The 12,959-nt window shown below is 45.8% G+C and carries 12 protein-coding genes, 1 tRNA gene and 1 rRNA gene; 2 read left to right on the forward strand and 12 right to left on the reverse strand.

All coding sequences use genetic code 11. The features are described from left to right. Nucleotides 1-23: 23 nt before the first annotated feature. Nucleotides 24-2,327 (reverse strand): PAS domain S-box protein, encoded by a 2,304-nt coding sequence (locus ACWXW9_RS26500; RefSeq protein WP_494931811.1) that lies wholly within the window; start codon nt 2,325-2,327, stop codon nt 24-26. A 328-nt stretch (nt 2,328-2,655) separates the two neighbouring features. On the opposite strand from ACWXW9_RS26500, the gene tadA reads away from it, so the two are divergent. Together tadA and ACWXW9_RS26510 are read left to right on the forward strand one after the other, a co-directional pair. Next, nucleotides 2,656-3,156 (forward strand): tRNA adenosine(34) deaminase TadA, encoded by a 501-nt coding sequence (gene tadA, locus ACWXW9_RS26505; RefSeq protein ID WP_494931812.1) that lies wholly within the window; start codon nt 2,656-2,658, stop codon nt 3,154-3,156. Between the two features lie 93 nt (nt 3,157-3,249). Then, nucleotides 3,250-3,849, forward strand: coding sequence for a GNAT family N-acetyltransferase (locus ACWXW9_RS26510; protein ID WP_494931813.1), 600 nt, complete (start codon nt 3,250-3,252; stop codon nt 3,847-3,849). Nucleotides 3,850-3,939: 90 nt separating this feature from the next. On the opposite strand, the gene ACWXW9_RS26515 is transcribed toward ACWXW9_RS26510, so the two are convergent. The 11 genes from ACWXW9_RS26515 to rrf all read right to left on the reverse strand — a co-directional run bounded on the left by ACWXW9_RS26515 (nt 3,940) and on the right by rrf (nt 12,856). Further along, nucleotides 3,940-5,016 carry a hypothetical protein gene (locus ACWXW9_RS26515; RefSeq protein ID WP_494931814.1) on the reverse strand — a complete coding sequence of 359 codons (1,077 nt, stop codon included), beginning with the start codon at nt 5,014-5,016 and terminating at the stop codon, nt 3,940-3,942. A gap of 198 nt (nt 5,017-5,214) precedes the next feature. Then, on the reverse strand, nt 5,215-5,370 hold the full coding sequence (locus ACWXW9_RS26520) for a small acid-soluble spore protein P (RefSeq protein WP_134911701.1): 156 nt from the start codon (nt 5,368-5,370) through the stop codon (nt 5,215-5,217). Between the two features lie 71 nt (nt 5,371-5,441). Further along, entirely contained in the window at nt 5,442-5,612 is a 171-nt protein-coding gene (locus ACWXW9_RS26525) for a hypothetical protein (protein ID WP_494931815.1), read from the reverse strand. A 26-nt stretch (nt 5,613-5,638) separates the two neighbouring features. Next, entirely contained in the window at nt 5,639-5,980 is a 342-nt protein-coding gene (locus ACWXW9_RS26530; RefSeq protein WP_354454509.1) for a hypothetical protein, read from the reverse strand. A gap of 143 nt (nt 5,981-6,123) precedes the next feature. After that, nucleotides 6,124-6,212 (reverse strand) — tRNA-Ser (locus ACWXW9_RS26535). Between the two features lie 90 nt (nt 6,213-6,302). Beyond that, the gene (gene serS / locus ACWXW9_RS26540) at nt 6,303-7,586 is read right to left on the reverse strand and encodes a serine--tRNA ligase (RefSeq protein ID WP_494931816.1); all 1,284 of its coding nucleotides are present in this window, start codon (nt 7,584-7,586) and stop codon (nt 6,303-6,305) included. 36 nt (nt 7,587-7,622) lie between these two features. Then, nucleotides 7,623-8,189, reverse strand: coding sequence for a pyridoxal 5'-phosphate synthase glutaminase subunit PdxT (gene pdxT / locus ACWXW9_RS26545; RefSeq protein ID WP_494931817.1), 567 nt, complete (start codon nt 8,187-8,189; stop codon nt 7,623-7,625). Between the two features lie 16 nt (nt 8,190-8,205). Further along, nucleotides 8,206-9,087: a pyridoxal 5'-phosphate synthase lyase subunit PdxS gene (pdxS, locus tag ACWXW9_RS26550; protein WP_494931818.1), complete on the reverse strand. Its 882-nt coding sequence runs from the start codon at nt 9,085-9,087 to the stop codon at nt 8,206-8,208. A 140-nt stretch (nt 9,088-9,227) separates the two neighbouring features. Beyond that, nucleotides 9,228-10,616 carry a D-alanyl-D-alanine carboxypeptidase family protein gene (locus tag ACWXW9_RS26555; protein ID WP_494931819.1) on the reverse strand — a complete coding sequence of 463 codons (1,389 nt, stop codon included), beginning with the start codon at nt 10,614-10,616 and terminating at the stop codon, nt 9,228-9,230. A gap of 319 nt (nt 10,617-10,935) precedes the next feature. Further along, a complete protein-coding gene (gene guaB, locus ACWXW9_RS26560; protein WP_494931824.1) occupies nt 10,936-12,393 on the reverse strand; it encodes an IMP dehydrogenase in 1,458 nt (485 codons plus the stop codon). A 346-nt stretch (nt 12,394-12,739) separates the two neighbouring features. Next, nucleotides 12,740-12,856: ribosomal RNA gene (gene rrf / locus ACWXW9_RS26565) — 5S ribosomal RNA — on the reverse strand. Between the last annotated feature and the right edge of the window lie 103 nt (nt 12,857-12,959).

A 12,959-nucleotide genomic window follows, 5' to 3' on the forward strand; every position in this document is an offset into this window, starting at 1 on the left:
CTGTGTACCCTCCATTTCTACTGTCACGCTTCCTTCTGCTGCCCATCCAATGGCTCAGGCTCGGCAGTTGGAAGCTGCACAAGGGCTGTCGTTCCCTCTCCCTCTATGCTATCAATATCCAGTGTGCCTTTATGACTCTGTATAATACGCTGGCTGACCATAAGTCCGAGTCCTGTACCTGTTTCCTTGTTTGTGAAAAAGGGTTCCCCCAGCTTGGACAGCATTTCTGCCGGAATACCCGTCCCTTGGTCCCGTATGAAGATTTTAACGCTTTCTCCCTCCAAGAACAAATGAATCGTTATCGTACCACCCTTGCTCATGGCCTCCATACTATTTTTAAGCAAATTAATGAATACCTGTTTTAACTGGTTTTCTTCGGCGTATACGAGGGTAGGCTCCTCCGTTACCTGTAGATTGAACACAATGCCTAGCAGATGCGCCTGACTATCAAGCAAGGAAATGACGTCACTTACAATATAACGCACATCTTTTTTCTGAAAATGTACCGCCTGCGGCTTTGCCAATATTAAAAATTCGCTGACGATCAGATTAATACGATCCAGCTCGGACAGCATAATATCATTATGCTTCAGATTCAGCACTTTATTTTGCTGCTGTAACTGGAGGAACCCGCGCAGCGTGGTCAGCGGATTGCGAATTTCGTGCGCAACTCCTGCCGCCAGTTGCCCTACCGTCGTCAGTTTCTCCGATCTGCGCAGCAATTCCTCCATCCGGTTGCGGCCTGTAATGTCGCGCGAGACGCTGATGAATCCCAGGACCTCGCCTTCTTCATCCAGAATGGGCGACATGCTCATACTAATCTCTACCGTACTTCCATCCTTGCGCATTCGAATGGACTCAATAGATACCATACTCTCTCCCTGAAGCAATCTTTCCTTCTGAAATTCGTACTCTTCCTCTTGCTGTGGCGGTACGAACTGGAGTTTACGCCCGACCAATTCTTTTTTGGTCCAGCCGTACAGGGCTTCAAAAGCATGATTGACCCGGATGATACGCTCATCCTGATCGGTCACATGAATCGCATCAGCGGTCTGATTAATGACAGACTCCAGATGTTCTTTTACAGAACGGTTCTCCTCATACATCTGTTCGAGTCTCCGTGTATACATCCCGAGATTGTAGGCCATCGCATTGATGCGTTCACCAAGCTGAGCAAGCTCATGACCACCCTTAATCTGTAGTCGTGTGTCAAAATGGCCGTCAGCCATCTCGTTCACTTTTCCCAATATCGACTGAATTGGGCGGACAAAAAAACTTGCTAGCACATAGCTGCCAATGATCACAACCTCCAGTAAGACAATAGAGATGGCAATCAGACTGATTAATTGCTTATAAATAACGGAAGAGATCGTATCATAATTCATAACAATACGAATGACATAGGCGTCACGGTTAGCCGGATAAAATGGTATGTAACTGACGAGGACCCGTTCGCCTTTAATATAGCAGTCTTGTACAATACTCTCCCCGGAGAACATGGCCTTGGAAACAGCCAAACGATCCTCCTGTACCCTCGCTAGTTGATAAGTGCCGAATCGGATAGGCTTGTTGTACATGTAATAATATTTTCGGTCGTTTCCATGGTTGTCCATCGTAGAGCCACCGAAGGTTGTAGGGTTAATTCCCGTTATCTCCATGATGCGGTAATCCACTTGTTGGGTTTGCTTTACGATTTCATCGGGGTTGAGGATCGGTATAAAATTTTGCACTTCACTGTCCTGAAAGGAGATTCGGATCATATAGTTACGCTTTTTGTCATAATAAAATCCCCATTTGTTAATATGGGTGGCATCTGAGCCTGTATAGTCAAATGCTCCAGTCCAAAAATGATCCAGATTTTGACCATGCACCATTCCAGCCTGTCCATGCTCATATAATTGATCAACTGCATTTTTCCAATAGCCTGTCAATGGATCGCCAGACAAGATCTCTTTCGGATTGGACGATTTGGCAACTTTGTACTCTTTCCCATCACGCACCATCAGGGAAATATCAATATCCCCGCTGCGCTTGGTCAGCTGTTCGAGTTGTTCCTGCGTAACATGATCGATATCAGGATCAAGCTGGCTGGCAGCCAGCATGGCAGATAGCCACAACTTATATCCAAGCTGCTTGTCGACGGCCACCCAGCTTTGTTGAGTTTGTTCAATGGCTCCTCCAATAATCTTGGCCGTCAGAACCATTTTCGTTTCGCTGTCACTTCTTAAATTTTCGTGGGTCGTGTAATAGTTGAGTGCAATATTTAACAAAAGGATAAACAGAACGGACCCCGACAAAATGATCGTAATTTTGATTTTTATCGACACACTGATTTCTCACCTCTTGCCGTATGCTGGCGATTACTGGCAATTGCTAATTCAATGATACCGTAATAGCGCCTGTGATACCAGCATTTACATTTCCCGGATAAACATAAATACAAACAGCTTGTATACAGTTGTCAATATGCGAACGTTTGCCTACAATATAACAAGATAATCATCCACAAGTCGTCCACAAATACACAGCTTTTATTATAAACTGTGGATAAACCTGTGGATAAGTGTCGTGTTATCCACAAAATTATTCACATCATGTTAACAACGGAATATTTGTTCGTTGGATAATTCGCATTTGAAAGGGGCATTTTTACCAGTGACCACAATAGATCACGCTTATTGGATGAAAGAAGCTATTCAAGAAGCGTATAAGGCAGAAGCGTTGGGTGAAGTGCCCATCGGAGCTGTCATCGTAAAAGATAATGAAATCATAGGACGCGGCTACAACTTGCGAGAGACGGACGCTGACCCGACAGCACATGCCGAAATGGTCGCCATTCGTCAGGCCAGCGAGCATCTGGGAGCCTGGCGCCTGCTGGATTGCAGGCTGTATGTCACTCTGGAGCCGTGTCCCATGTGCGCCGGAGCCATTGTACAATCACGGGTTCCCTATTTGATCTATGGCACCACCGATCCGAAGGCAGGCTGTGCGGGTACGCTGATGAATTTACTACAGGAGCCTCGATTCAATCATTGCACTGAGGTGATCAGCGGCGTTCTTCAAGAGGAATGCGCCTCGCTGCTGACAGATTTTTTTCGTCAGCTCCGGCAAAAAAGGTCCGCTGCCAAGTTGTCTTCCCCACCATCTTCATCCTGAGGATAGGTAGTTAGGATCGCTTACTTATACACAACCGTAATGCAGCCGTTATTGACGTCTCATTGCTAATTTCCCATGGAAGGAGATCAGCCCATGCCTATGAGCTTGTATAATACGCCTCAAGGTATCTTGTTACGGCCATTTAGCCTGGCCGATAGTGAAGCTCTACTTGCCCTCAGGCTTACAAATAGGGAGTCCCATGCGCCGTACGAGCCACTTCACGGCGATTCATTTTTCACGCTGGAAGAACAGGAGGAATATATCCGTCAGAAATTGCGTCAAGCAGAGGAGGATCGGGGATATTCGTTCGGTATCTTTCTCTTGGAGGACGAGCGTCTGATCGGCTATGTCTCCATTTCTAATCTTGTGCGCGGCATGGGACAATTCGCCGATATCGGCTACATGATGGATCAGCATGAACAAGGCAAAGGGCATATGACCGCAGCTTTGAAGCTGGCCATACAATTTGCCTTCCGCGCCCTATCGCTTCACCGTCTACAAGCCGGTACCCTGCTGCATAACGAGCGCTCACAGCGTGTACTACAAAAGTGCGGCTTTCAGCCTGAAGGTATTGCTCGCAAGCTGGTACAAATTCAAGGGACATGGCAGGATCATCGCATGTTCGGGCTTTTAGCCGAAGATCACGTGTGGCAGACCTGGACAGGTACACCATCTGCTCAGAGCTATATATGACAAAAACCCGCCTGGCTCTAAGCCAAGCGGGTTTTTCGCATTACATCATATGATATGGATAATGCCTTTACAATCACGTCGTTCCTTTATTTAAGGAGCAACGGTTTGCATTTTTTGTTGAAATTGTTCGATCGTCAGGACTTGGTCCCCTGTTGGAATACCCACTTTAAATGTTGCTTTTTCATTGATTTTGCTGTATTGCGTGTAGCCAGTTACAGACAATTTCACATTGTCTTTTGTGGACGGGTCATTCATTTCTACATTCGCATTCAGGTCTTGATACACAGGAATATCATCCTTGTTCAAGGCTGTATTAATGTCGAACTGTTTCACCGTCAAATAGTTTTTCAACTCATCCAGCTTTTTGCTAACCTCACTGGTGTTGGATTGCAGTTCTTTCTTCGCTTCAGCCAGCTCTTCCTTCTTCACTTGCAGCATGCTAGCGTATTCGTCTTTAGACATCACATCAAGAACTTTAGGAAGCGCCTTAGTGATAAATGTATTTGTCGCTTGCTTCACGTTGTCATTTGTCACTTTAAATTGTACGACTTGTTTAGCTTTAATGCCTTGTGGCAATTTAGCATCCTTAGGATCAATATCAAAGAAGTACGTAGCTTGATCATACTCACCCAGAATAGCAGCAATGACTTCATTCGCAAATTTCTGCGATTTTTCCTGATCCATTGATGCAGGGTTAAATTCTTGTCCGGACTGTTTAGCCAGCTCCTGCGGATCAATAATCAGGAATTTGCCCACAACTTCCTGTGGAAGCGGGTAAAATGGAATGTTCGGAATTTTAACGTACAATTTATCCTTGGTCATAACCATTGGAATCGTGAAGCTGGTGGAAAGGTCACCTTTCAAATGAATGCCCAGCGTCATTTCAGATTGTAAAGGTTCTTTTTGGTATACACCATCCAGCGTAATGTCCGCATTCTTCAGCATGCTCGTCACCATTGCACTTTGCTCGCTTGGGACGGAAGCAGACGTAATCGTCAAATCTTTAACCGTAAATTGGCTTTTGGATTCATAAGAAGTCAGTTTCATTGCATTAGCGGTACCGTTCGTAACAGCTTCCTTCGGTTCTAACTTCTTGCTACAACCTACCAGGGCTACCGTCAAAAGCAACACCATAGTGAGTACCAAGACGGATAACTTTTTACTCATTGTGTAGATTCTCTCCTCTCGTAATTAACCCCTTTTATAATACTAACAAAAAATACACACCCCCCTATTTTACCGCATACTCACAGGCAATGAAACACTTATTGGAAAATTTTCTTACAATAAGCACAAAGACACCCCGGCTCTTTAACCAGGGTGTCCTGTACTTTACCATAATTTTTAGGCAAAAAGTCTAACTGCTTATGATCCTTCTCTGTTGTGGTGGTCTACGTGATTCCGCTGCTTCACCTTTTTGGAACCGGATAGTGGCTCCTGTTGATGATTACGCTCACGCTTTTCGTTTCCTCCACCGGCGTCCTGTGCCTCGGGAACAGGAATGGCTTTAGGCTTGCTCATTTATGCATCCTCCGTTCTCAGACTATATTTTGATACATCGGCAAAACCGTTTATTACCATTTTAAGTAGGACTATAGATGGTGCAGGTCTTCCGTTTCATCATGGTTAAGTGCATCTTGATGACGGCGGTCATTACGGTCCTGCTGTACTTGTTGTGCCTGATGACTGTTAACCGGACGCTGCTCCAAATCATCCACAATGTTAGACAGGTTTTTATCCAGTCCGTTTTTGGCTTTTGTCATGTAGCTTCCCCCTCATTCCTTCATGACTACGAATGTGTCAATGACTGCAACGACTGAGCACACTGATGAATATGCCGAGTATAGTCGGACACCAGCTGTTGAATGATATCTGTTCGTTCATCCACAGACTGTCCGTCCCGTTCTACATCGACCAAGCTAACCTTCACTTCCCGAGAATCTACATAAGTACATGCAAAATCAAAGGAGTACATTTGTCTGCCCTCTACCTCGATATGGATGCGTATAGTGCGATTGTCTGCTTCATCTGCTTGTACCTGTGATTTATCCCCTGAATTCAAAAGTCTCGCCAGTTGTTCCTGCCAGGCTTCTACCAGCTTTTGCTGATCTACTGTCATTTCTCGATTCATGCCAGCACCTCCACATCTGATAACGTGTGAAAAAAACAGGCTTTTTATACAACAAAAAAGCCATTCTTTACGATCTCTAATCATCAGCGCGCAAAGGCCAATGTATCAGCTATCGTATCGGATGGCTTGGTTCATTTATAATATGGCGGAGAGGATGGGATTCGAACCCATGTGAGCTTGCACTCTAACGGTTTTCAAGACCGCCCCGTTATGACCGCTTCGGTACCTCTCCAGGTGGTAATTGGATAAAGTTGCTTCCCATTTAAAATAATCTCGGGCGCAACAAAATTATTTTACCACAGACTTTAAACGAATGCAATGCTTACTGTTTGGGAGCAATAACTTCAGCGCCTCGCATGTATGAACGCAGCACTTCCGGGATCACAACGCTTCCGTCCTCTTGCTGATAGTTCTCCAAAATAGCAGCCACTGTGCGTCCTACAGCCAGTCCTGAACCGTTCAGTGTATGTACAAATTCAGGCTTTGCTTTCGGCTCCGGCCGAAACCGGATGTTTGCACGACGTGCTTGGAAATCTTCTGTATTCGAACAAGAAGAAATCTCACGGTACATGCCACTCTCAGGCAGCCACACTTCCAGATCATACGTTTTGGCAGACGTGAAGCCCATATCCCCGGTGCAAAGTGCCAGCACACGATATGGAAGCCCAAGCAGTTGCAAAACACGCTCTGCATTATTCGTCATTTTCTCCAGTTCCTCATAGGAGGTGTCCGGGTGAACCAGCTTAAGCATCTCTACCTTATTGAACTGATGCTGACGGATCAAACCACGTGTATCCCGTCCTGCCGATCCTGCCTCAGAGCGGAAACAAGAGCTGTATGCTACATAATTTTTTGGAAGCTGATCCGCGTTCATAATCTCTTCGCGGTGATAGTTCGTTACTGGAACTTCAGCCGTAGGAATGAGATAATACTCGGTATCACGCAGCTTGAACAAATCCTCTTCAAACTTCGGAAGCTGTCCTGTTCCATACAGACTGTCCCGGTTCACAATGTATGGGGGCAGCATTTCTTCATAACCATGCTCACTGCTATGCAGATCCATCATAAAGTTAATCAACGCACGCTCTAGACGTGCTCCCAATCCTTTGTAGAACGTAAAACGGGAACCCGTCACCTTCGCTGCCGCCTCAAAATCGAGAATATCCAGCTCCTGTGCCAGCTCCCAATGTGCTTTAGGCGTAAAAGAAAACTCGCGTGGCTCCGACCAGCGGCGAATCTCTACATTATCCTCCTCCGAAGCACCTACAGGCACCGACTCGTTGGGGATATTTGGAATGGACATCACCAGTTCGTCGATCTGAACCTCCAGCTCGCGCACTTGCTCATCCAATTCTTTAATACGGTCAGAAACCTGACGCATCTCGACAATAAGGTCATCCGCATTTTCTTTATTCTTCTTCAACTTGGCTACTTCACCGGATACGACATTCCGGCGATTTTTGAGCGCTTCACTTTCCTGAAGCAACTCACGACGACGAACATCCAGATCCGTAAAGCCATTTATCAGATCCAGAGATTTACCCCTATTTTGCAAAGCTTTTTCAACTCGACCAAGCTCATTACGTAAAATCTTTATATCTAACACAGGTAACCCCTCCTACACTACAAACCTGACTTTCTGCTATTCGCGGACCATATCCACAAAATACTGATGCAACCGGTAATCGTCCGTTAATTCCGGATGGAAGGATGAAGCCAGCAAATGACCCTGACGGGCCGCCACGATCTCGCCGTTATACTTAGACAGTACATCTACTCCCGTTCCAACAGACTGTATTAATGGCGCGCGTATAAACACAGCACGAACCGGTTCCTCAATCCCTTTAATGTCCAAGTCTGTTTCAAAGCTTTCCCGCTGGCGACCAAAAGCATTACGTGACACTGTAATATCCATCAGTCCCAAATGTGCTTCTTCTTGTCCTTGAACCGTTTTGGCCAGCACAATCAATCCCGCACAAGTGCCGAATATTGGCTTGCCTTGATCGGAAAACTGGCGTATAGCATCAATAAAATCATACTTGCGCATCAGCTTGCCAATCGTCGTGCTTTCACCGCCGGGAATGATAAGACCGGACAGCTCATTGAGCTGTTCGATCTTCTTCACCGCCACACCTTCCGCACCCGCAAGTTCAACGCTTCGTATATGCTCAGCCACAGCGCCTTGCAGCGACAGAACTCCTATTTTCATGCCGGTCCCTTCCTTCTTACCAACCACGATCCTGCATGCGTTCATGCGGTGCCAGTTTGGAAATTTCAATGCCCTTCATCGGAGCACCCAAATTCTTGGACACTTCTGCAATCAGCTTGTAGTCCGTATAATGAGTAGTCGCTTCCACGATGGCACGTGCAAATTTTTCAGGGCTATCGGATTTGAAAATACCAGAACCGACGAATACACCATCAGCACCCAAATGCATCATCAATGCGGCATCAGCAGGTGTTGCTACGCCGCCCGCTGCAAAGTTGACCACTGGCAGCTTGCCGTGCTCATGCACTTCCAGCAGCAATTCGTAAGCAACGCCAAGGTTTTTCGCTTCTGCATACAGCTCGTCCTTCGACAGGTTCTGCACCTTGCGAATTTGGCCGTTGATAAAACGCATATGACGAACAGCTTCGACAATATTTCCGGTTCCAGGCTCACCCTTTGTACGAATCATGGATGCACCTTCGCCGATGCGACGCAGTGCTTCTCCCAGATCCTTGGCTCCGCATACGAATGGAACGGTAAACTCTTTCTTATCGATATGGAAAACTTCATCCGCAGGTGTCAACACTTCGCTCTCGTCGAGATAGTCAACTCCGAGAGATTCCAGCACCTTCGCCTCCACAAAATGGCCAATGCGAGCCTTAGCCATAACAGGAATAGAAACCACCTTCATGACCTCTTCCACAATCGTTGGGTCAGCCATACGGGCAACCCCGCCGACTGCACGGATATCTGAAGGCACCCGTTCAAGAGCCATTACCGCTGTAGCACCTGCCGCCTCTGCAATTTTAGCCTGTTCAGCGTTCATGACATCCATGATTACGCCGCCTTTTTGCATCTCTGCCATACCTCTTTTTACACGTGAAGTTCCCGTTTCCATGTCGTTTCCTCCTGTAAGGGTTACGTTTAGATTCTAACTTAATATTTTACCGCACAGACGCCAAATACACAATCATTTCAATCCGCTAAATAAGTAATGAAAACAGGATACATCGGTTCTTTCTATTTGACATCAAGCCATTAGAACAAGTTTTTAATTCCCTGGAACAAATCACCAAAGAAATCGCCAATGGCCCGGAAAAGCATACGGAACCAGCCGCCCTCTTCTACAGCCGTGGTAGTAACCATATCGACGGTTTTGACTTGACCTTTATCCACACCATCCGTTTTATACGTGTACGTGATCGTTCCGACTTTTGCCCCTTGCTTCAAAGGTGCCACGAGCGAGCTTTCCGGCGTAATGTTCGTTGTAAACGTCACTTTAGGGTTGCCTGCGCCTTTAGGTACGACAAAGCTTACTGCATCCTTGGTCACGACAGGAACTTCTGTCTCAGTCCCCTTGGTGACAGGTACATTCTCCACACCTTTAACCACCGTCTTTGGAGCCACTACCTGCTTCACTTCAAAATTATCGAAACCATAGTTTAATACTTTAGCTGTTTCTGTAAAACGGTGCGCATCGGAGTCAGCACCCATAACTACACTAATGAGGCGCATTCCATTACGTTCGGCTGTTCCTGTAAAACAGTTGCCCGCATTAGCTGTATGACCTGTTTTCATCCCATCCAGACCCGGATAAGCATACTTTCTAAAGTTAGTTATATTCTTGTTTGCTTCCAACATCCAGTTATAGTTAATAATCGGGGCCTTGTCCGTCGGGCGGAACTTGTACGACTGAATCGTCGTAAACCGTGTATAGTCAGGGTGATCCTTAATGATGTTACCAGCCAGTATTGCCGCATCTCTCGCTGTCATTACAGTTTCTCGATTGGTATCCGGCTGAAACCCTGTAGGCATATCACCACGGTCTAACCCTGTAGAGTTAATAAAATACGTATTTTTCATACCCATTTTCTGAGCTGTTTCATTCATCAATTTTACAAAGTCCTGCTCGGTTCCAGACACACGCTCGGCAAGAGCTACCGTTGCATCATTGGCAGAGCCTACCGCCATGGCAATATACAGTTCTTCTACCGTATGTTGATCACCTTGAGCCAGAAAAATACGCGATCCGATGCTCTTGGCAGCATTCTCATTAACCGTAACCTTATCCGTCCATTTGAGCTTTCCTTGCTTAACCTGCTCCGCTACGATGTACTCTGTCATCATTTTGGTCATACTTGCTGGTGGGAGCGGCTCATCCGGGTTCATAGACAGCAATACCTGCCCTGTGGAAGGCTCAATCAAGATAGCCGAGCGCAGTGCCAGACTAGGCGGGTTCACAGAGCCTGTCCCCGTAATATTCGCCGCCTCCGTTGTCGCTCCGGCAGCAAAAGTGGCTACAGTCGGATCAAAATTGCCCACAACCGGCAAAGCTGACATATACATCATATTAAGCACCATGACTGCTGTTACGCTCTTTTTAATCATGCTGCGTTTCTTATTTTGTTTATGATTGTTCGCTTTCAAATGAATACAAACCCCTCTCGTACCTCAACCCGATCCGTTATGTATAACGAGACGGTGGATAAAGCCTCTACTAGGCCAATGAAATTAATGTTTTAAAATTCGGTTTTGTTTCCTCAGTTGGAGCCAATAGTCAACGTTCTCTGCTCTTATCTTGGAATGAGCAGGTACTAAGTAAGTCCTATGTCCTAACGTGTCCTTACTGCATCAACCCATTCGTAAAAAGCGGACACTTGTCTATTCTATCACAGGGGTATCTCTAAAAAAAGACAGGCAGAGCGAAATACGCCCTGCCTGTCGTCAAGTCTGCTACAGTCGAACTTTATAATGAATAGTTTGGTGCTTCTTTTGTAATTTGCACATCATGCGGATGGCTTTCACGCAGACCTGCACCCGTAATACGGATAAAGCTCGTATCATTACGAAGCTCCTCAATATTAGCAGTGCCGCAATATCCCATACCAGAACGAAGACCGCCCAACAACTGGTGAACCGTATCGGAAAGTGGTCCTTTATAAGCGACACGTCCTTCAATGCCTTCCGGCACCAATTTCTTATCATCATCTTGGAAATAACGATCTTTACTTCCTTGCTTCATCGCAGCCATGGAACCCATACCACGATATACTTTAAAGCGACGGCCTTGATAAATCTCGGATTCGCCTGGACTTTCTTCCGTACCAGCAAAAAGACTACCCAGCATTACCGCAGAAGCTCCTGCCGCAATGGCCTTTGTAATTTCACCGGAATATTTAATGCCACCGTCTGCAATAATCGGAATATTATATTCCCGTGCTACTGTCGCACAATCATAAATAGCTGTTACTTGCGGAACACCAATCCCGGCGATCACGCGCGTTGTACAGATAGAGCCTGGACCAATGCCGACTTTTACAACCGAAGCTCCGGCTTCAATCAGTTCACGCGTTCCGTCACCAGTAGCTACATTACCTGCTACAATCGTCAGATCAGGATAAGCATCACGCAATTTGCGAACCGCTTCAATGATGTTAATATGATGACCGTGAGCAGAATCGACGACAATCAGATCCACACCTGCATTTACGAGTGCTTCAGTCCGATCAAACGTATCTTTGGAAATACCGACAGCCGCACCGACCAGAAGACGCCCTTGTGCATCTTTCGCTGCGTTTGGAAATTGAATAGCCTTCTCAATATCTTTAATAGTGATAAGCCCTTTGAGGTAATTTTCATCATCGACCAAAGGAAGTTTTTCAATTTTATGCTTTTGCAGAATACCTTCTGCTTCCTGCAAGGTCGTACCTACAGGTGCAGTTACCAGCTTTTCCTTGGTCATCACTTCACTGATTTTAAGATTAAAATCGTGAATAAAACGAAGATCGCGGTTAGTAATAATACCCACCAGCTTATTTTCTTCATTTACAACAGGTACGCCAGAAATACGATATTTACCCATAACGGCTTCAGCATCAGATACCAAGTGATCTGGAGTCAATGAAAATGGATTGGTGATAACACCGCTCTCTGAACGTTTAACCCGATCTACCTCTACTGCTTGCTGTTCAATCGACATATTTTTATGAATAATACCGATACCGCCTTCACGAGCCATGGCAATTGCCAAAACTGCCTCAGTAACAGTATCCATACCAGCACTCATCAAAGGAATATTCAGCTTAACGTTATCACTCAAACGGGTCGCTACGCTTACTTCTTTCGGCAGAACCACCGACTTGCGAGGTACCAGCAAAACATCGTCAAAGGTAAGGCCTTCCTTACCGAATTTATCTTCCCACACCAAGATGATCCTCCTTCAAATTGTTTAGTCTGTATTGGTCTTGTTGTCTGTCCGACATGGACAAATCAAGGCTCTCTGAAAATATATTATTGCAATCTTAGCAAAGCGGTATAGGGGTGTCAAGCCTTCCTCAGTAGCCATAACTTTTAGTATTACCCTGTACAAACAAGTGTACTCGCAGGAAGGACATCCCTTATAATTAAGCGTTTCCAGGGATAAAGTCGACCCTTTTATAAAAAATAATCCGCTTGAAAAAAGACAGATTAGGGGTTACATATAAGGCTCTACGTAATATACAAAAAAGAAGGACCACAATCTCAAGGAGATCATGGTCCTTCTTACTTTTGCTTGGCGACGTCCTACTCTCCCAGGACCCTGCGGTCCAAGTACCATCGGCGCTGGAGGGCTTAACGGTCGTGTTCGGGATGGGTACGTGTGGAACCCCTCCGCTATCGCCACCAAACATGAATTTGTAAAACAAATTCTACCGTATGGGCATTCGGTTCATCACTAATCGTGTGAATGAATAGCCATGCGCTTTTCTTCAAGGTGTTACACCCTGGAAA

It is taken from the genome of Paenibacillus sp. LT-B23 (genome assembly GCF_059417685.1).

Coding starts and splice junctions, on each gene's coding strand:
- ACWXW9_RS26515 (WP_494931814.1), bottom strand. CDS start 5,016: ATGAGTAAAAAGTTATCCGTCTTGGTACTCACTATGGTGTTGCTTTTG.
- pdxS (WP_494931818.1), bottom strand. CDS start 9,087: ATGGAAACGGGAACTTCACGTGTAAAAAGAGGTATGGCAGAGATGCAA.
- ACWXW9_RS26525 (WP_494931815.1), bottom strand. CDS start 5,612: ATGACAAAAGCCAAAAACGGACTGGATAAAAACCTGTCTAACATTGTG.
- ACWXW9_RS26530 (WP_354454509.1), bottom strand. CDS start 5,980: ATGAATCGAGAAATGACAGTAGATCAGCAAAAGCTGGTAGAAGCCTGG.
- pdxT (WP_494931817.1), bottom strand. CDS start 8,189: ATGAAAATAGGAGTTCTGTCGCTGCAAGGCGCTGTGGCTGAGCATATA.
- ACWXW9_RS26510 (WP_494931813.1), top strand. CDS start 3,250: ATGCCTATGAGCTTGTATAATACGCCTCAAGGTATCTTGTTACGGCCA.
- ACWXW9_RS26520 (WP_134911701.1), bottom strand. CDS start 5,370: ATGAGCAAGCCTAAAGCCATTCCTGTTCCCGAGGCACAGGACGCCGGT.